Below are 20,383 nucleotides of genomic sequence, written 5' to 3' on the forward strand. Positions count from 1 at the left end.
ACCGATAAATGAATTTGAGCGTGAATAACCCGAATAACCCTAAGTTTAACCGCCGATCTTGTCGGTCCCAAAAAATGTTCTTTATATAAGACCTTTTCTAGTCAAGGGGATTTAACATGTTAGACTTATTGTCAACGAATTATACATTCCTTGTAAAAATTTTAGACATGTTCAGGCCACTAATTAAAATAAATTATTTGTAAGTATCTCATTTTTAGTCAAATATAAATATGGTGCGGAATTTGCTTTTGGCTTGGCACTAAAACTGGTCCAATGTTCAAACACTATTTTACCATATTTTTTAGGAATATCAAAAAACATAAGAAAACCTACTCGATAAACCTAGTTGGACTTTCGTCGTCTTTGACATGTGTTCTCTTAATCTCTCTTTGGGTACTTGACGAATTAAAGGTGGATAAGTTTCACGAGAACGATGACCGCATCTATCAAGTAATGGAAAATGTCCAGCAAGGAAATTCCATCATCACCTCTGGATATTCCTCTGGACCGATGGCAGCATCCATGTTGAAGGAAATTCCAGAAATAGAATATGCAACGACATCAAAAAAAATGCCCAACGATGTGACACTATCGACGGATAGATCAGCCTTAAAAGCCGTTGGCCAATATGTTGGAAAGGACTACTTCCAAATATTCTCCTACAGGTTGGTCGAAGGGTCTAAGGACTTGGTGCTAAATGACAAGAACTCAATTGTAATTTCCACAGATGTAGCGCGAAAAATGTTTGGTACCATCGAAGGTATAGTCGGGAAGAGCATTGAATTTCAGAGAGAGGAAGAGTTTACCATCTCTGGAATATTTGAAAACCTACCTGCAAATTCTACGGAACAGTTCGATTTTTTGCTGAGCTATGAGTGGTTCAAGAACAAAAACCCGTGGGTTTTGGAATGGCAGAACTCGATTACCTACACATACATTCTTTTAAGGGACAAAGCTAACATAGATGCGCTCAATGAAAAGCTTTCGGGCTATATCAAGGACAAATCAAATGGTACCATCCTCCACCGAGTGCCATTTATCAAAAAATATTCAGATAACTATCTATTGGGTAAATATATAAACGGCGTACAGTCTGGCGGGAGAATGGACTACGTGAAGCTTTTTTCCATTATTGCAGTATTAATTATGGTCATTGCCTGCATTAATTTTATCAATCTGACAACCGCTAATTCGTCAATAAGGTTCAAGGAGATAGGCATCAAGAAAGTGATGGGCTCCGGTAGAAAGGCTCTGAGCCTGCAATTCTTTTTGGAGTCGGCCGGTGTTATCGTAATAGCATCAATTACCGCATTTCTACTGGTTTCCATGTTTCTCCCAGAATTTAACAGGATAACGGGAAAACAACTGATCATCGAATTGAATTGGCCACTGCTGTGTGTTTTGTTTGGCTTTTCTATTTTGACCACCCTTTTATCCGGGATATACCCAGCCCTATATTTGTCCAAAATCTCTCCATCTTCTGGAATCAAGGGCATATCTAACAATTCCTCTGGCGGGTCATGGATCAGAAGAGGACTGGTCATCTTCCAGTTCGCAATTTCGACCATATTGATATTGTCCGTTCTGGTAGTATATAAGCAGATAGATTTTATCCAATCCAAAGATCTCGGGTACGATTCTGAGAACATTATTTGGTTCGGTAGGGAGGGAAAGCTTTCTTCCGATGAAAGTCTTTCCACCTTTCTTTCGGAGGTCAAAAGATTGCCGGGGGTCTTGAACGCATCGAGTATAGGGCATGATTTGAAAGGACACAACATGGGTACTTATGATCTGTATTGGGAAGGCAAGGATAATGACAACAAGACCCAGTTTGAGAACATCGCGGTCAATGCGGACATGATGGAAACCCTTGATATGGAACTAAAAGAAGGAAGGTTCTTTTCAAACGATATTGAATCTGATTCCGAATCGATAATATTCAATGAGGAAGCCATCGAGCACATGGGCATAGAGGACCCTATCGGGAAAACAATAAGGTTTTGGGGCGGGAACATGAAAATAATCGGGGTAGTCGAGAATTTTAATTTTGAATCGATGCATGAGCCCATTAAGCCCACCTTGTTAAGATTTGCCCCTTCATGGACCAATAATGTTATGGTGAAGATCGAACGGCAAAAAGAACAGCGGGTCCTTGCCGATCTCCAAGATCTTTACACTTCTTTTAATCCCGGATTTTCTCTTGATTTTAAGTTCTTGAGCGACAATTACAAAGCTCAGTACATGTCTGAACACAGGGTGTCAATTCTCTCCAAATACTTTGCAGGACTGGCCATTTTGATCTCTTGTCTGGGACTCTTTGGATTGACCACTTTTACGACGTCAAGAAGAAGAAGGGAAATAGGTATCAGAAAGACCCTTGGACAGAGCAGCGCATCCATTGCCGTTTTAATCTCATCCGAATTTGTAAAACTGGTCCTTGTGTCCATATGCATAGGTCTGCCTATTTCCTTTTTGCTCGCCAAGGATTGGCTTGCCCGATTTGCTTACCGGACAGATCTGCATTCAAGCTACTTTGTAATGGCGGGATTAGGGGCGATTTTTGTTGCGTTGCTTACAGTAAGCCTTCAGGCCATCAAAGCAGCGAATATGGATCCGGTCAAAGCATTACGTGATGAATGATGACCTAAAATCCCTTCGATGGCTGTTAAACCTTAAGTCAAAAAAGTTGGCAATAAACTTTTGGGTTCCGGGTGGGCAGCGGTTTTAAACAAAATACGCGACTAATAAACGACTTCGGATTTAATTTAACATGAACTTATATCAGTGTCTTGGGGTAGATCATTAAATTTCATGGCTATCTTATCAAGTACATGGCCAATCCTTCTAGGTGTTTATCATGTTACGGGTAAAAAGAACATCATGAATCAAAAACTTATTCTTTCTTCACTTGTCCTTGTTATCGGGCTTTATGGGAATATGGCGGGCCAATCGATCGGGGATAAGGTGATTATCGAGGGCAAAACAAGGGATTCCCTGACAAGGGCAGAAATACCCTATGTAAACATCTACTTTCAAAAATCCAATGCGGGCACTTCCTCCAATGGCGGGGGCAATTTCAGCATTCAAATAAGCCGACAAAATTTGTCCGACACGCTGGTATTCTCGGCCATTGGATATAAACTTTTAAAGCTATCGGTCAAGGAAGTCATAAACCGTCCATCCCAAACGTTTTTTATGGAAGTGGACGTCATGTCCCTTGATGAAGTTACGGTAGAGGCGATTCCTGCAGTTGATATTGTCAAAAGGGCAATGAGGGCAAGGAAAAATAATTATATGGTTTCTCCCCATAAACTTTCGGGAATCTACCGGATCACCGACCAAGAGGATGGCGCTTACGTACGGCTCCTTGAAGCAGCCGTGGATATCTATGATCCAGACTACCTGAAAAAAAATAGTAGAGTCGTAGATTACCTTGCCTTACGCCAAAGCAGGGATTTCCGTACGTTCAAATGGAAAATCGACAGGCTCAATGCGCGAAATGTTGACGAGCTCTTAAAGCCCGATCTGATCAAAAGACCGACAAGGGCCACACATTCGAACGGATTTGAGAAAGGGTTTTTCTACAAGCTTGAAAAATATGCCCTATTGGACGATGAGGAAGTATATGTTATTTCTGCCACAAAAAACCCGGTCTATACATGGCCCAACTATGATGCCACCTTTTATGTAAGGGTAGACGATCTGGCGATTTTGAGGGTGGACAGGACCTACAGTATCGGCCGCCCCAATTGGGCCAAGGCACCAAACGCCACAACAAACATTACCAAGGACCAATTGATCTTAAAATACAAGGAAATTGATGGAAAGCTCTATTTAAATTACTTCCTATGGAAGCTGAAGGGCACTGTTGTGGATTCTAAAAGTGATGAGATGATCACAAAATTTGAACGCAACGAAGAATTGAACATCCACAGTGTTTCTTTGGAAAAGTCGGAAAAAGAACCTATTGTTTGGGACAAGGACATTTACGGAATGGACATTCCGTACAATGAAAGGTTTTGGGAAAATTATCCGATTTCGAACACACAATTGTTCAAGGACGTAAGTAAGGAGCTGGAAGAAAAACAGGATTTACATGAACAGTTTCTCACAAGTAAGGCAAAATACGAGATATATGATCCTGAAAAAAAATACAGGCCAAAGGTACTCAAAGAGGATTTCCTTTTATTCCAAAGAAGTTTGACCGAGGCCCATCCGTCGCTATATCGTTATACCAGAGAATCCAATTTCTCAAGGTACTTTGACACCGTTTATCAAAGTATTTCCAAACCTCTCACCGAAGTCGAATTTTACAGGCTGTTGACACCCTTGGTGGCGCGAATAAATTGTGGACATACCCAAAGCTTACTGTCCGAAGACCATTATAAGTTTTACGCCAACCGTGAGTTTTATTTTCCTGTTCACACCACATTTACAGATGGAAAGCTGTATGTGTTGGAGGACCATATTTCCTACGACACATTAAGAAAGGGGGACCAAATACTTTCTGTTAATGGCGAAACGATATTGTCCATCAAAAAAAAATTGGATGAAAACTTATCCTCCGATGGATACATCCAAACCTTTAAGGATAAAACATTCGGACAAAGTTTTTCCAGTTTGTACAGCATCTACTATGGTCAAAAGGACCATTTTGCCTTGGAAATAAAAAGACCAAATGGCACCCTTGTGGATTTGGACCTTCCCGGTATTTCATGGTCAAAATACCACGCTAAAAAAGAAAGGCATGATCAATCAAACCGATATACCACAATCAATAAGGAAACTGCCATTATCAAGATAAGACGCTTTACCGATAATCAGGATGATGACTTTAAACAATGGGTCAAAAACTCTTTTACAAAAATTAATGAAAATGATATTGAAAATCTAATCATTGATTTGAGGGATAATGGTGGTGGAAGGGATGACTATGCACTTTACCTGTATTCGTTTTTAACAGAAACCTCTTTTGAATATCATAAATATCTAGAATGTGCCAAGGACACTTACTCTTTTCTTTCGCATACCGATCAGGACAGTTCACTAAATGAGCAAATGAAAAGAATAGTACAAAAGGACTCGCTTGGACGGTTCATTCTAAATAAAACACATCCTACATTAGGAATACATAAGAATAATTCTCCTACATTTCTTGGAAAGGTGTTTTTTCTTATAAACGGAAACACTTTCTCTGCCGCGGCCGACCTTGCAGGTGTGGCCAGACAAAACAAAAGAGGGGTTTTTATAGGCGAAGAGACTGGTGGTACGGCCATTGGAAACACAAGTAACGGGGAATTGATCTTGACCTTGCCTAATACCGGTATCAGGGTAAAAATACCTTTGTTCAAAATTGTCAATGCCATTTACACAGAAGAGAATGGAAGAGGGGTTACTCCTGAGTATAAAGTGATATATACGCCCAAGGATATTATCGTAAACAGGAACAAGGAATTGGAAATTGTATTGGACCTGATTGAGAAAGGTTCAAGCAATAAATGAACTCTTCGATTAAAGATAAAGAGGTCAATTAAACGAACGTTTTATGGGGCTTAAAAAAATTAGATGTTATTTTTTGTATGTGCTGACCGTTCTTTAGAAGTAAGATTTATAATCAACACAATGAGTTCAATTCTAACTGATAGTTATCAAGTATGTTGCTTGGTAAGGACTTAAGGTAAATTTGGGTAGTACTGAGTTTATTATGGCCCATCATTGCAGATATAGCTTCCAAAGGAACTTTTTTGAACATAGCATGAGTTGCAAAACTATGTCTTGAAACATAAGAGGTCAAACGTTCTTCAATCCCACATTTTCTTGCAATCTCTTTCAAACCAATGTTGTAACGTCTAAGCTCCCATTGGGCATCTTTGTACTGTAATTCCAAAGTGTCTCGATAGATTATAGGCAATAAAAAACCAGAGGGATTAGGATTGCCTAGATAATAATCAATGATTGGTTCAATCTGATTCGTTATAATTATATCATATCGTTTTCCTGTTTTTCGTCTTTGAAATTTGACACGGCCATCAATAATATTATCTCTTTTTAGAAATGCCATATCAATAAAGGACATACCCAGCATCAGATAAGAAAGTATAAAATAATTGCGATAGTGGAAATGGTTAGAACCAATCTCGGTTTCCATCTCAAGTATTTTTTTAATGCTTTCCAGTTTTATAGCTCTTTTTTGGGTTGGTTTCGTTTTTATGGTGTAGTATTTAAAAGGATACAAGGATTCATCCACCATGCCTTCCTTGATTCCTTTATTGTAGATGGCCTTTATTGTTCTCATATAAGATGCAATTCCATTAATAGTATTTCCTGGCTTAGATAAATGATGTCTTTCAAACCGTCTTAAGAATTCAAGGTTGAGCTCATTGAATTTTAAATCCCTATTTTTTGTAAATACCTTTAGTCTGCCAATTATTCCAGTGTAATTTCTGGATGTTCCGATTCGTTTTTCTTTTTTAAGTTCCTCAGCTTTTTTAAGACCAAATTCATAGAAGGAGTTTAAACGTTTCCTGTTGACAATTTTATCAGCAACGTCTTTTGCCGTAAGCCCATCCAATTGGTCGTTATCTGCCAACTTATTGATTACCTCTTGAGCCTTGATTTGTTTTTTTAATATAAGGGTGTTCATTAGATGAACAGAATCAACATCCGGGAAATTTCTTTTGATTTTACATCGTTGATGATCCCAATACTCTTCTGGGACATAATAACCTGTTTTGATTGAAGTAGTTTTTCTAAAATGGGTCAGCCTCAAAATGATGGGAAAACATCCATTTTGGGTCATTCTTCGGGTGTCCAAACTTAGTTTTATACTCGTGTTCATGAACATAAGTTATAAAAAAATTTGCACGCAATTTGCACGCAAAAAGTTGGTTTCAATTGACTTTGTTTAATAACAAAAATTATTAAAGCATTGATATTCAATAAAATATGTGATTTTTAAAATTTGCTTGTGCCCCATTCGGCAACGCTGTTAATCAGAGGGTCCTTGGTTCGAGCCCAAGAGGGGGAGCAGAGCGAGACAAAACCATCCACGGAAGTGGGTGGTTTTTTTGTTTGGAAAGTTGGGCGAGAAGTTTACCTTGAGCGAAGTCGAAGGGAGCCCAAGAGGGGGAGCAAAAAGAAAAAGAGCTACACGAAAAAGTGTAGCTCTTTTTCTTTTGAGTGGAGCAAGATTCCGAATACATTCTTTTAGTTCAACTCCCGATATTGAGTAGGAGTAAATCCTGTTCTGGACTTAAATAGTTTATTAAAGCTTTGGGGGTATTCAAAACCAAAATCGTAGGCAATTTCACTTATGGATTTGTTGGTTGACAAAATTTTGGTCTTGGCATTTTGAATTAAATATTCCTGGATATGTTCTTTTGCGCTGATTCCCGTTTCATTTTTGATTAAGTCCCCCAGATAATTGGGCGACATATGCATTTTATTCGCGCAAAAATTCACAGTTAAGACACCCAAACCCCGCGCTTTATCCGAATTGTAATAAGTTGCTATTATTTGCTCAAATTGGGATATAAGATCCTTGTTTAAATTGGTTCTGGTAAAAAATTGTCTGTCATAATATCTCTTGCAGTATTTTAACAACAAATCGATATTGGAAATGATGAGTTCCTGACTGTGTTTATCCAAATTTAGACTGTATTCCTGCTCTAACTTGTGCACCAAGTCCGTAAGTGCGTTTTTTTCTTCTTCTGAGATATGTAGGGCTTCATTGGTTTCATAGTTAAAGAAGGAATACGAATTTATCAACTTGCCCAACTCGGAGCGCTGTATCAAATCGGGATGAAAAAGCAAAGTCCAACCGGAAGCACCCTTATAGGCTTGGTTGTTTTCAACCTTAACAATTTGATTCGGTTTCATAAAAACCATGGTTCCCTCTTGAAAATCATAGGAACTTCTTCCATAAGTGAGATATCCTGAAATACCAGATTTTAAACTAATTTGATAAAAACCAAAAATATAGGAATGATCGCCATAATTGTAATTGGTCATTTCGTCCGTTATGGGGAGTACTGATACCAAGGGATGTTTTGGCTTTGGGAGTTGGAAAAAATCGTGAACCTGACTGATGGAATCGATTTTAATAATGTCGCCCATGTTTCTAATTTAAGGATTCTACTCTTTGCTTAATGGCTTTGATCAATAAGGCATAGGCTCGATCAACAGCTCTGGGGTTCCAGAAGTTAACACCAATTCCCCTATAATTTTCATGAATTACAAGGGTTGTGCTCCCATGGTTTGATTTCAAAATATATTGGTGATCATAAGTAAGAATAAAAGGAATCCCCCCTTTATGGTTGAGCAATTTGTTAGGTTCCATTTGTTCCACAGTAGCGGAAATTTCACTGCTGTTGACTTCATCTTGGGTGAAGCGATAGGTTACGTTGTTCCCTTGTTGGATTTCTCCTTCGAGTAATTGCATTACCGGATTCCATTCTGGGTATTTATCGGTATGGGTCAATACCTCCCATACTTTCTCTTGGCTGGCATATATAGTTATTTCCTGATGCACCGATTTGTTTCCTGTAAAATATAGAACTGCCAGTATGGCCAGAATCGCCAAAATAAGTATCGCCCACTTAGGTATCATATTCAATCCATGTATTTGTTTAACCAACCCAAAATCGGGGTGGGATTAGTTCCCACCCATGAATAGGTAGCTCCCCTTTTCTTTTCCAATTCTAACATTAACAGCTCCTTGTCCACTTGGAGTGCATCATAATACTGCTGTACCATATCCAAATTGGTCATTGGGTCATTGCTGTTCTGAATAACCAAAGTCGGAACCGTTATATCCTTTACGTAAGGTAAAAAGGAATCTCCATTTAAGGTGATATTTCTTTTGCTTTTATTGTATCTATTGCCAGCTTCAATCAAAAAATTAGGTAATCCCAGGGCCTTTACAAAATAATCGTAAGTAAGAGGCTGCACGGAGATCATGGTTTTTAAATTCTTGAACTGCGCCATGTCCTCCATGCCAAATGCAAAAGTACTGGCCCCTTGCCCCATACAAATGGATAGTAAACCGATATTGGCACTGACATAGACAGGATGCTCAGACACAAACTTTAAGGCTGCTACCACATCCTTTCGCTCCTCCAATCCCCAACTTACCCAACCATTGTGCTCACTATCCCCATGGTTCCGCATGTCGTACATTAAAACGGAATACCCAGCATCCACCAAATATTTGGCGTGATTCAAAAAATGGATATCACTCGTCCAAAGCGCATTTTTCATTATTCCTTTTCCTTCTTGAGTGAATCCACAACGTGAACATTGTACCCCGAAATGTGATTGGACAATGACTTTATCCGATCCTCCTTTTACCAGCCATCCTGATAAGGTAACGCCATCTGAGGCTTTAAATGAGACGTCCTCATAGTCAAGACCGAATTTGGTGGGTGTTTCAAACACAGGAGATTTACCAGGTTTGACCATCATATCTGAAACCATTTTTCCGAACATATCAAAGTGATTTAAAGTTTAGGTCAAAATTACCGCCCCATAGTAGTAATCTCCTTATTCGTTTTACCGAAATATTAAACCAAAACACTGATAGTGAGCATTGAAAGTTTTTCTTGACGTTCTGTGTTGGATGTTGAGATTGCTAAATGGGAACCATCCCAATTTCAAAAGGAAATACTAAAATTTCACGGATATCACATTTTCTCCATGTTTCAAATTGTAAATAGTCAATTTTTTGGCAGCAATTCTAGCAATTAGGCAATCCCGACAGGAATTTTGCGAAAAATCTACGTAAACGGTTAAGTTAAATTTTCGTAAACAAAATTTATACATTTTAAAATATTGATAATCAAAAGATTAGATTCAAATTTTCGTTCTGATATTTTGCGCTGAAAAATTTAGTAATCCGTCCGCAACGCTGTTAAAAAAGCAAAAATTCAGTCTCCCTTCAAATAGTTTTGACCTGAAGATGCGCCCGCAAGAGCGAGGGGCAAATCACTTCGTAAACAACTTAATTACTAACTAAACACTCGAAGCTCATGAGTACAAACTATGTTGTTCTTTTATTCATGCTACTACTCACGGGAATGGTATTTGATGCCAATGCGCAGACCATTACCGGAAACGTCTCGGACAGCACGGGCCCCTTGGGTGGGGCAACTGTGGTTGAACAGGGGACAACCAACGGAACACAGACAGATTTTGATGGGAATTTTACCATTACCGTTTCTGATGCGAACGCTACATTGGTCATCAGTTACATTGGCTACAATTCGCAAACGATTGCATTAAATGGCAATACCAATATTTCTGTTGTCTTAACAGAAAATACCGAAACCTTGGATGAGGTCGTGGTCTTGGGTTATGGCCAAACACAAAACAAACGCTTGGTCACCACGGCTGTGGCCACGGTGAAAGCTGCCCAAATCAGGGAATTGCCCATCTCCCAAGCTGAAGCTGCGCTTCAGGGCACAGTTCCTGGCGTTGTGGTGCAACAAAACTCTGGTTCTCCAGGGTCACCACAAACCGTGCGGGTAAGGGGAATTGGAACTTTGAATAATTCCAATCCGCTGTACATTGTTGATGGTATCCAGGTTCCCAATCTTGGCTTTTTAAATCCGAATGATATTGTTTCCCAAACAGTGCTAAAAGATGCTGCTTCTACAGCGATCTATGGTTCACGTGGGGGTAACGGGGTAATTCTGGTTGAAACCTTGAAAGGTTCAAAAAGAGCTATGAAACCGGAAATTACCATTCGCACTTCTTATGGTATCCAAAGTCTGGCCAACAAACCAGACCTGATGAATCGCGATCAATACGTGCAATATTACAACGAAGGAGTAGCGGCAGCAGGAACACCGGCCGCAGGCTTTAGAGGTGCGTTTACCGATGCGGAACGTGCCTTGCTACCGGACACGGATTGGTATGACGTATTGTTTAATGATGCCCCAGTGGAAAACTACTATGGGTCCATCGTGGGAGGATCTGATAAGATTGCCTATTCCGCTTCTGGAGGCTATTTTGGCCAAGAGGGTATTCTTGGCGGGGAAGGTAAAGCCGAATTTAAAAGAAGGAACATTAGGGCATCGCTTAGTGCGGATATAACGGATCGCATTTCGTTTAGTGCTTCAGCACAATATCAAAACCAGGATCGTTTTGTGATTCCACAAAATACAGGTGCCGCTGGGGTCGGAATTAGTAGTTTTATCAATGCGCTTCCTGCCATTTATCAGCCTTTTGATGAGGACGGCAATTTTGCCAACCCATTCTTGAACAATGGGGTGCCCACTGCAAATGGAGTTCCCTTGAACAGTTTGGGTGCAGTTCAGAATCCACTATTTTCAATAGCAGCAACCAATAACCAAATTACCCAGGATGCAACCAACTTGAATGTCTCCTTGGACTATGACGTATTGGACGATTTAACATTGAGAGGCTGGTATGGGTCGTTCCACAATTCCATTTTCAATAGGACTTTTACGCCCTTGATCCAACAACCCACCCAGGAGTACGACACCTCTACGGGAGTATCTTATTCTGAGGTAAAAAGCACTGCGGAAAATAGACAGTGGGGTGGAACAGCCAAATATTCTTTTGATGAGCTAGCGGACACTAACCATAATTTGAGTGCCCTTGTTGGATACGAATTGGTTAAAACCAACTTTTTTGGTGGGGATTTGATCAATGACACCGGGGCTTTCTTTACCAACGATTTTGGTCGGGTAAATTTTGCACTCTCGGACAACATTACCGATGCTACGGTTACCCCTGGGGTGACGATCCAAAGGTTCTTGGAATCCTTCTTTGGAAAAGTGGATTACAACTTCAAGGAAAAGTACTTGTTAAGCGCTGTGCTCCGAAGGGATAAATCTTCCAGTTTTGGTTCTGACAATCGTGTAGGCTGGTTCCCAGCCGTTTCTGCTGGTTGGGTGATTTCTGAAGAAGACTTTCTGAGCAATTCAGGCGCTATTGATCTTTTAAAATTGAGAGCAGGTTGGGGAATCAGCGGTAACGATCAGTCCTTGGGGCCATTTGATTACCTAGCGCAATTAACAACCCAAGCTGGTTATGCTGGACAACCCGGTATAGCCCAAATAAGCTTGGCCAACCCAGCCTTGGGATGGGAAGAATTGACCCAGTTCAATGTGGGATTGGATATCAATGCCTTCAGTAATAAATTGGGAATTACCGTCGATTATTACATCAAGGAAACTTCGGATATCCTTCTTGCCGCAACCACGCCCTTGACCTCAGGTCTAAATCCGGCTTCGGAAAATACAGGAACCATAGAAAACAAAGGGTTTGAAATCTTACTGACCTACAGGGAAAACTACGATAACGGATTCGGGTGGAATGTTGGCGCCAATTTAGGTTTCAACGATAATGAAGTGACGAGCTTGGGAGAAACTTCCTTTATAAACAGTGCACAGATTCAACCACAATTCAATGATTTTGCCTCCCGATCCAGTGTTGGCAATTCCGTGGCTAGTTTTTATGGCTTCGTTGTAGAAGGTAGGGACGCCAATGGCAACTTGATTTTTGCAGATTTGGACGGAAGTGGAAACAATCAACTGGTACCGGATAGTGGCGATAAAGCCATTATTGGTGACCCCAATCCAGATGCAACAGTTGGATTCAATCTAGGATTGAACTACAAAGGATTTGACCTCTCAGCTTTTATGTCGGGAACCATTGGGAACGATATTCTGGATGCGACCATCCGATATGATGCTTTGGGCACAAACAGACCAGCATCTTATGTAACTGAACCAGGTGCCCCACGGAATGTAGTGGTAAGCACCGCTGGAAATGGAGAAAACCTGATTTCTGATTTTCACATTAAAGATGGATCCTATTTAAAACTGAAGAACGTGACCTTGGGTTATAACTTACCCGAAAGCGTTTTGGAAACCTTGGGGATGAAAGGACTTAGGTTGTTTGTCTCAGGTCAAAACCTGTTTGTTATAACCGAGTATCCCGGCATTGATCCAGAGATTGGTCAGAACAATGTAAACACCTCATTGAACATAGGAATCGATCAAGGTTTCTTTCCACAACCCCGTCAGATTCTTCTAGGCGCCAGTATAAACTTTTAATAAGCTTTGAAAATGAAAGACATACAAAATATCACAAAGAAAATTTCAACCTTGCTATTGGTGGCCCTATTAGTGCTGGGGACAGCTTGTAGCGATATAGAAGACCTGCAACCGGCCACTTCAATTTCTGTGGATACGGCTTTTGAAACCGAAAATGCAGTGATTTCCAGCCTCAATGCAGCTTATGACCCTCTGCAATGGCAACAAATATTGGGTAATCAGACCTTTCCATTGATGGCACAAGGCACAAGGGCAGATGATTGCCATTCGCAATCCGCAAGCTTCTGGGCCATTGGGGCACAATGGGACCAATTCAGCACCATTATCCCTTCCTTACCAGCTGTGGCCTCCCTGTGGGCCAAGTGGTATAGGGGCGTTTCACGTGCCAACTTTACCATTCAACTGGCATCCAACTTTGAAGGTTATGACACGCCTGGTCTACAAGATCAAATTGTAGGGGAAGCTCGATTTTTAAGAGGGCTATATTATTTTGAATTGGTAAAACTTTGGGGAGGCGTTCCGCTGTTCGAAGAGGCAGTTACCTCAACGGATCAAGAAATTTTTAAGCCAAGGGCATCAGCAGCAGAGGTCTACGCTTTTATTGAGGCTGATTTACAAGCGGCAGCGGCCATTCTTCCCGTGAAAGGGTCGGAAAGAGTGCAAGGTTCTGCAACTTCTGGTGCAGCCCTCGGCCTATTGACCAAGGTATTCCTATACCAAGAAAAATGGGCTGAAGCGGTAAATGCAGCGGAACAAGTTATGGCCCAAGGGGTGTATAGCTTGGAAAGCGATTTTAGGAACAACTTTTTGCAGACCACCGAGTTTGGACCTGAATCCCTTTTTGAAATCAACTATCAAGATGGGCTGTCAGCAGCAGGTCCTGGGGTAAACCAAGAAGGCTCCGCCATGTGGCGATGGTCCTTCCCATTCCTTTCGGGGACGTATCCATCTTTCAACAACTTTATCCCAAGACAGGATTTAGTGGATTTCTTTGACGACAGTGATCAGCGTAAGGCAGCTACATTTTTATTGCCGGGTCAGGTGTTGAATTCCCCTGGTCTGGCCGCCTTGAACTTTGATCCCGTACCAGACAACTTTGGATATGCCATTGGGGTAAATACAGGTGCCAAAAAGTACTTCTTGACCTTTGAAGAGGTTCAGGTACTCTTGGGTCCTCCAAGTTCTCCGCTTAACGAAAAAGTATTGCGTTACGCAGATGTCCTGTTGATGCATGCTGAAGCTTCCATCATGGGAGGTGGGGGCGATGGAGCTTCCTCTTTCCAGCAAGTTTTGGATCGGGCCTATGGTCCGGGAAATACTGCTGCACCTGCGTATACGGTGCAAGGCGTACGTGATGAGCGCAGAAGGGAATTGGCCACGGAAGGTTGGAACCGTTTTACCGATTTGGTTCGCTGGGATGCGGCAGATGGAGGGGGTGTAATTGCACCTGCCTTAGCTGCTGTTGGCAAAACGGATTTTGCTGCACCAAGGGATTTGCTATTGCCCATTCCCCAGCAAGAAATAGACACCTATCCAGCTGGAATGTTGGAACAAAATCCAGGATATTAATCCAAAAAAAATCAGAAAAATGAAAAAAGTATCTAGCATAAAAAAATCATCGCTCAGGTTGACAGCTATAGGAATTGCTCTGGGATTTTTTGGAGCGGTTGTTTCCTGTGATGAAGAAAAGTATTTTGAGCAGCTCAATACCGTAATTGCTTCTTATAGCGATGGTATTCAAAACTTGGATGAAGAGGGTATTGATTGCGGAGGAGGTAGTGGAGTGGTATGTCCATCATGTACCGATGGCATCCAAAACCAAGGCGAAGAAGGTATTGATTGTGGTGGACCCTGTGAAATGTGTGTCCCAACCCCCCGTGCTGATGAATTGGCGGGAGGCTCCCTTCCCTATTACTACACCTTTGAGGCCAATGACCCGGATTCTGGTCGAAACTTGGTTCCTTTGGCGCAGGCCAGTCAAGGAGTAACCTTTAATTTGGGTGCTTCTGACCCAGCAGGCAGTGATGAATTGGTGGGACAGATATTAAGACCAGAAAATGGTCCCTTTGGTGGATTTGAGGATTTCAAGTTCCAACCGCAACCTGCACCCATAGATTTCTCCAGTTATAACAAGTTCACCTTGGACGTCTACATCCCATCCAACAATGATTTCTCAGGAAATCTACAGCCCTTGGTAGAAGTGGTGTTACATGACAATGTGGATGGGAATTTTTGGCAACGTTGGACCATTCTTCCTGTAACCGTAGATCCAGCTGATTTTGATTCCTGGGTTACCTTAAGGTTCGATGGAACATCCCCCTCTGCAGTGTCGGCGGATGCAGGTGTTCCTCTGGTCGACAATATGACTTATGATAATATCACTTTACGGTTTGGGGGCAGTGCCCATACTGAAGCTGGGGAGTTTTACATTAAGGACTTTAAACCAACCACGAGTTTTATTGCTCCTGGAAACCCACGTGCAGATGCGTTGGCAGGTTCCGGTCTTCCTGTATATTTCACCTTTGAATCTGGTGATGCCAGTTCAGGCTTGAATTTGGTTCCTGTGGACACTCCGTCCCAAGGAGTTGTTCCTGAATATAGAGTATCAGATCCTGCTGGAAGCACGGATGCGGTCACCTTGATCAATAGACCTGAAAATGGCCCATTTGGCGGCTTTGAGGACTTCAAGTTCCAACCACAAGCAGAAATCATAGATTTTTCAGTTTACCATAAGTTTTATTTGGATGTCTACATCCCATCCACCAATGACTTTTCAGGAGTTTTAGATCCTGTGGTGGAGCTGATTCTTCATGATAATGTGGATGGTAATTTCTGGCAGAGATGGACTGTTTTGACAGCTACTGTTGCGGAAACTGATTTCGATTCTTGGGTTAGGCTTGAGTTTGATGGTACCGATGCCACTTCTGCAGCAGATGGCACAACCCTGTTAATGAACAATACCACCTACGATAATTATACACTTAGATTTGGCGGTTCGGGACATCCAGAACCGGGACAATTCTATATAAAGGATTTTATCCCATTTGAGTAAGGTTAGATAGATAGAGTTATTAATTAGCCTAGTTGGGGAGAAATTTGTTCTCCCCAACTTTTACCTCACCTTGATTGATATGACCCACGGATTCAAGTTTTATAGTTCTCTACTACTATCATTTATGATTTTGTTCATGGCTTGTTCTTCAAATGATGGAGAAGAATTGGTGGATGACGAAATCCCGGTACCTCAGGCCAGTTGCTCGGATGGCATCCGAAATGGGGATGAGGAAGGAGTGGACTGTGGAGGTTCCAACTGTGAAGAATGTCCTACCGAACTGGTTATCCCTGAATCAGGCTATAGTACCCCTGAAGCATATTCTGGGTATTCTTTGGTTTGGTCGGATGAGTTCGAAACTGAAAGTCTGGATACCGAAAAGTGGGACTATCATGTGGGCACTGGCTGTCCCAATTTATGTGGATGGGGAAACAATGAGCTTCAAGCATTTACAGACAGAAGTCAGAATTTATACTTTGCTGATGGAAACCTTGTGATGGAGGCCAAAAGCGAGTTCATTTTTGGTCAGGAGTACTCATCCGCCAGAATCCATACGGATAATTTGTTTGAGTTTCAGTATGGCCGTGTAGATATCCGCGCTAGTATGCCCTCAGTGGCCGGTACTTGGGTTGCGCTTTTTATGTTGAACAAGGAGTACACTATCGAAGATCCTGGAGCCTTTTGGCCCAGTGGCGGGGAAATCGATATCATGGAATATTTGGGTGAGGATAGGAATGATATCCTGGGAACGGCTCATTATGGAATCAATTTTCCAGCCAATCACCGCTTCAATTCTGTCCATTTTGATGCTTTGGATGGGAATTCCTTTGATGAAGTATATTATGTTTTTTCCATAATTTGGGAAGAGGATAAGATAACGTGGTTGGTCAATGATATTGAATATCATACCATGACACCGGCAACCACACAGGCTAATGGACAGCCCTACCCGTTCAATGACCAATTTTATTTTGTATTTGCATTGTCTGTGGGTGGAAATCTACCAAATGTGAACCCAATACCATCCAATTTTCCAGCATTTTTATTGGTGGATTATATAAGGGTTTTTAAACCGAACGAATAACTAAGATGACCTCCTAAAAAATGAAAAGTAGCTCGAAAAAAACCTGGTTTATTGCCTTTGTGGTTTCTTTGGGAGGATTCCTATACGGTTTTGATGCGGCCATCATTTCCGGGGTTATGAACTACGTTACCCCCGAATTTGACCTGAACACTTCGGAACAAGGCTGGGTTCCAAGTTCCCCCTTGTTTGCAGCCATGTTTGCTATGTTGATTTCAGGAAGGGCCAGTGACATTTTGGGAAGAAAGAAGATGCTCTTGATCATTGCATTTACCTATGCCCTTTCAGCCTTGTTATCTGCTTACGCTACAGGATTTCACATGCTTTGGATAGCCCGAATGATTGGAGGAGTGGCCTTTGGTGCAGCCTTGGTTATTGCCCCCGTGTACATCGCAGAGGTTTCCACACCGGAGGCTAGGGGAAAATTGGTATCCATTCAACAATTGAATATTGTGCTCGGATTTTTCGCGGCCTTTTTAAGCAATTATTATATCAATAGTGCCTTTACTTCTGGCACCTCATCCTTCCTGACCTTGACCAATGTTTGGCGTTTTATGCTGGCGGTAGAGCTTATTCCGGCGCTACTATATTTTGTCCTCTTGTTTTTTGTTCCCCGAAGCCCAAGATGGTTGTTTATTCAAGAAAGGGATCAGGAAGCGGAAAACGTCTTGGCTTCAATTCATGGCCCTGAAATAGCTGCCGTGGAAGCTTCACACATTGTCAAAAGCCTTAGTGAGGCAAGAAAAAATAAAGACAAGGTTGAATTAAAAAGTCTTTTCAAAAAATCTTTGCGGTTTGTACTTACCGTGGGCATTGGACTGGCAATTTTACAACAGGTCACGGGTATTAATGCGGTATATTATTACGCCACCTCAATTTTTAAGCAGACGGGAATTGGTACGGATGCGGCTTTTGCCTCGGGGATTTTACTGAGCCTTACAACAGTGCTTTTTACGTTCGTGGCCATTTTTCTCATCGACAAAATGGGAAGGAGACCCTTGCTGTTGATTGGCGTGGGAGGTATTGCAATCAGCATGCTATTATGTGGTTATGGATTTCAAAGAGCAACATACACCTTGGACGCTACGGCATTGGCTACTCTGGAGCCATCACTTCAGCATAAATTGGGCAAATTTACCTCCCAAGTTTATGATGATGATGTAAGCTTCAAAAACGAGATGATTGCCGCCTTGGGATCTCAAGAATATGCCACAAACGAAGGGGCTATTTTGGAGGCCGCCACCCAAATGAATCCTACCCTGGTTCTCTTGGGTATATTGGGTTTCATTGCCTGTTTTGCCTTTTCATTGGGGCCGGTTATGTGGGTCATGCTCTCGGAACTGTTTCCCAATCGATATAGAGGTTTGGCCATTGGCTTTGTGGGATTCCTGAACGGTTTGTCCAGCTGGTTGGTTACCCAGGTTTTTCCGTGGGAGCTGGCCAATTGGGGCAATGCGGTAACCTTTTACATCTATGGTATCATCGCCCTTATCGGATTCTTTGCCTTTCTAAAAACCTTGCCCGAGACCAAAGGAAAATCACTTGAACAACTAGAAAAAGACTTGATCAAACAATGAGTTATATACAAAATCCAATACTGCGAGGTTTTAATCCCGATCCATCCATTTGTAGGGTTGGAGACGATTATTATATCGCAACTTCAACCTTTGAATGGTTTCCAGGAGTGCAGATACATCATTCCAAAGACCTTAAAAATTGGAAGTTGATTGCAAGACCACTCAACAGGATTTCCCAGTTGCATATGAAAGGCATTCCAGATTCCTGTGGGGTATGGGCGCCATGTCTAACCTATGATGATGGGGTATTCTACTTGGTGTATACCAATGTAAAATCCTTTGATGGGGTGTGGAAGGACACTCCCAATTACATGGTTACAACAACGGACATTCACGGGGATTGGAGTGAGCCCATTTATTTGTCCTCAAGAGGATTTGACGGCTCCCTTTTTCATGATGGAGACAAAAAATGGTATGTAAGCATGTTGGTGGACCATCGGAACGGGAGGTTTTTTGGAGGCATTGAAATGCAGGAATACGATCCTGTTCAAAAAAAATTGGTAGGAGAGGTCCATTACCTTACCGAAGGAACAGAATTGGGTCTGACTGAAGGCCCACATCTATATAAGCGGGATGGATACTACTACATTGTCCTTGCAGAAGGGGGTACTGAGTATGGGCATGCTATGAGCATCGGTCGCAGTTCTTCCATTTATGGCCCTTATGAGTTTCATCCCAAGCACCCATTTATATCGGCAGCGGAAAGTGAGGATAATGTATTACAGAAATCAGGTCATGGAGATTTGGTGGAAACCCAAAACGGTGATTGGTATGCTGTTTTCTTGGTGGGCAGACCCTTGACCACAAGGGGCAACTGCACCTTGGGTCGCGAAACCGCCATAGAAGAGTTGGAATGGAAAGATGGATGGCCTTGGCTTAAAGGGGGAGGACGTGTTCCGCGTGAGCAAATACCCCAGCCTAAATTACCGGAATACACCTTCTCGCATAACGGCAGCATCGTAAATTTTAATGCCACTGCCATTCCGATAGAGTTTCAATCCTTACGGATTCCCATGACAGAAGATTGGTGTAGCCTAACTGCGAGAAAGGGATTTCTGAGGCTATATGGTAAAGAGTCTTTGACCTCCCTGCACCAGCAAAGTTTGTTGGCCAGGAGGATTCAGGATTTTCATATTGTGGCAAGTACGGAACTTGAGTTTCAACCCAAAAACTTGCATCATATGGCCGGCTTGGTGTTTTACTACAATGCAGGCCACTATCATTACGCTTGTGTTACGTCCAATCCCGATGGATCCAAAAAAATGCTGAATGTGATTTCATCAGACAATTATCAAATGAGTTTTCAGGAAGAATTGGCGGATGTCACAGGTGTTGAGTCGGTCATCCTAAAAGGGGAAATGAATAGGGACGTACTCCAGTTTTCGTGCAGTACGGATGGAGCAAACTTCAAAAACATTGGTCGACCTTTGGATGCCAGCATCCTATCCGATGACCATGTACGTGATGGGAGAAGTCGCTACCGACCTGCTTTCACTGGAAGTTTTGTGGGAATCTGTTGCCAGGATTTGGCCATGAATATCCACCACGCCGATTTTAAATGGTTCGACTATCAAGAAATCAAAAACTAGTT

12 protein-coding genes are annotated in these 20,383 nt (G+C 41.9%); 8 read left to right on the plus strand and 4 right to left on the minus strand.

Annotated elements, in window-relative coordinates; translation table 11 throughout:
• The first annotated feature begins 273 nt into the window (after positions 1-273).
• Both ACOOE0_RS06695 and ACOOE0_RS06700 read left to right on the plus strand, forming a co-directional pair.
• Positions 274-2,640, plus strand: coding sequence for an ABC transporter permease (locus ACOOE0_RS06695; RefSeq protein WP_420401695.1), 2,367 nt, complete (start codon positions 274-276; stop codon positions 2,638-2,640).
• 240 nt (positions 2,641-2,880) lie between these two features.
• Positions 2,881-5,502 (plus strand): S41 family peptidase, encoded by a 2,622-nt coding sequence (locus ACOOE0_RS06700; protein ID WP_420401696.1) that lies wholly within the window; start codon positions 2,881-2,883, stop codon positions 5,500-5,502.
• A 112-nt stretch (positions 5,503-5,614) separates the two neighbouring features.
• Here the strand turns inward: ACOOE0_RS06700 and ACOOE0_RS06705 are convergent, their stop codons facing one another.
• From ACOOE0_RS06705 to ACOOE0_RS06720, 4 genes are all read right to left on the minus strand, one after another.
• The gene (locus ACOOE0_RS06705) at positions 5,615-6,799 is read right to left on the minus strand and encodes a site-specific integrase (RefSeq protein ID WP_420401697.1); all 1,185 of its coding nucleotides are present in this window, start codon (positions 6,797-6,799) and stop codon (positions 5,615-5,617) included.
• A 407-nt stretch (positions 6,800-7,206) separates the two neighbouring features.
• Entirely contained in the window at positions 7,207-8,115 is a 909-nt protein-coding gene (locus ACOOE0_RS06710; RefSeq protein WP_420401698.1) for a helix-turn-helix domain-containing protein, read from the minus strand.
• Between the two features lie 4 nt (positions 8,116-8,119).
• Positions 8,120-8,608, minus strand: a complete 489-nt coding sequence (locus ACOOE0_RS06715) for an SRPBCC family protein (protein WP_420401699.1) — start codon at positions 8,606-8,608, stop codon at positions 8,120-8,122.
• Between the two features lie 2 nt (positions 8,609-8,610).
• The gene (locus ACOOE0_RS06720; protein WP_420401700.1) at positions 8,611-9,486 is read right to left on the minus strand and encodes an alpha/beta hydrolase family protein; all 876 of its coding nucleotides are present in this window, start codon (positions 9,484-9,486) and stop codon (positions 8,611-8,613) included.
• Between the two features lie 539 nt (positions 9,487-10,025).
• On the opposite strand from ACOOE0_RS06720, the gene ACOOE0_RS06725 reads away from it, so the two are divergent.
• The 6 genes from ACOOE0_RS06725 to ACOOE0_RS06750 all read left to right on the plus strand — a co-directional run bounded on the left by ACOOE0_RS06725 (position 10,026) and on the right by ACOOE0_RS06750 (position 20,381).
• On the plus strand, positions 10,026-13,082 hold the full coding sequence (locus ACOOE0_RS06725) for a SusC/RagA family TonB-linked outer membrane protein (protein ID WP_420401701.1): 3,057 nt from the start codon (positions 10,026-10,028) through the stop codon (positions 13,080-13,082).
• A gap of 12 nt (positions 13,083-13,094) precedes the next feature.
• On the plus strand, positions 13,095-14,651 hold the full coding sequence (locus ACOOE0_RS06730; RefSeq protein ID WP_420401702.1) for a RagB/SusD family nutrient uptake outer membrane protein: 1,557 nt from the start codon (positions 13,095-13,097) through the stop codon (positions 14,649-14,651).
• 19 nt (positions 14,652-14,670) lie between these two features.
• Positions 14,671-16,134, plus strand: coding sequence for a hypothetical protein (locus tag ACOOE0_RS06735; RefSeq protein WP_420401703.1), 1,464 nt, complete (start codon positions 14,671-14,673; stop codon positions 16,132-16,134).
• Positions 16,135-16,270: 136 nt separating this feature from the next.
• Positions 16,271-17,218 (plus strand): glycoside hydrolase family 16 protein, encoded by a 948-nt coding sequence (locus tag ACOOE0_RS06740; RefSeq protein ID WP_420401704.1) that lies wholly within the window; start codon positions 16,271-16,273, stop codon positions 17,216-17,218.
• A gap of 20 nt (positions 17,219-17,238) precedes the next feature.
• Complete coding sequence (locus tag ACOOE0_RS06745; protein ID WP_420401705.1) at positions 17,239-18,792, plus strand: sugar porter family MFS transporter; 1,554 nt, start codon at positions 17,239-17,241, stop codon at positions 18,790-18,792.
• On the plus strand, positions 18,789-20,381 hold the full coding sequence (locus tag ACOOE0_RS06750; protein ID WP_420401706.1) for a glycoside hydrolase family 43 protein: 1,593 nt from the start codon (positions 18,789-18,791) through the stop codon (positions 20,379-20,381). Before ACOOE0_RS06745 ends, ACOOE0_RS06750 begins: the two co-directional genes overlap by 4 nt.
• Positions 20,382-20,383 lie beyond the last annotated feature (2 nt).

Origin of the sequence: Flagellimonas sp. (assembly GCF_965215805.1) — a bacterium.
Lineage (GTDB): Bacteria > Bacteroidota > Bacteroidia > Flavobacteriales > Flavobacteriaceae > Flagellimonas.

Bases quoted from the DNA above. Each gene is read 5' to 3' on its own strand.
- ACOOE0_RS06695 (WP_420401695.1), top strand. From the start codon at position 274: ATGTTCAAACACTATTTTACCATATTTTTTAGGAATATCAAAAAACAT.
- ACOOE0_RS06700 (WP_420401696.1), top strand. From the start codon at position 2,881: ATGAATCAAAAACTTATTCTTTCTTCACTTGTCCTTGTTATCGGGCTT.
- ACOOE0_RS06705 (WP_420401697.1), bottom strand. From the start codon at position 6,799: ATGACCCAAAATGGATGTTTTCCCATCATTTTGAGGCTGACCCATTTT.
- ACOOE0_RS06710 (WP_420401698.1), bottom strand. From the start codon at position 8,115: ATGGGCGACATTATTAAAATCGATTCCATCAGTCAGGTTCACGATTTT.
- ACOOE0_RS06715 (WP_420401699.1), bottom strand. From the start codon at position 8,608: ATGATACCTAAGTGGGCGATACTTATTTTGGCGATTCTGGCCATACTG.
- ACOOE0_RS06720 (WP_420401700.1), bottom strand. From the start codon at position 9,486: ATGTTCGGAAAAATGGTTTCAGATATGATGGTCAAACCTGGTAAATCT.
- ACOOE0_RS06725 (WP_420401701.1), top strand. From the start codon at position 10,026: ATGAGTACAAACTATGTTGTTCTTTTATTCATGCTACTACTCACGGGA.
- ACOOE0_RS06730 (WP_420401702.1), top strand. From the start codon at position 13,095: ATGAAAGACATACAAAATATCACAAAGAAAATTTCAACCTTGCTATTG.
- ACOOE0_RS06735 (WP_420401703.1), top strand. From the start codon at position 14,671: ATGAAAAAAGTATCTAGCATAAAAAAATCATCGCTCAGGTTGACAGCT.
- ACOOE0_RS06740 (WP_420401704.1), top strand. From the start codon at position 16,271: ATGGCTTGTTCTTCAAATGATGGAGAAGAATTGGTGGATGACGAAATC.
- ACOOE0_RS06745 (WP_420401705.1), top strand. From the start codon at position 17,239: ATGAAAAGTAGCTCGAAAAAAACCTGGTTTATTGCCTTTGTGGTTTCT.
- ACOOE0_RS06750 (WP_420401706.1), top strand. From the start codon at position 18,789: ATGAGTTATATACAAAATCCAATACTGCGAGGTTTTAATCCCGATCCA.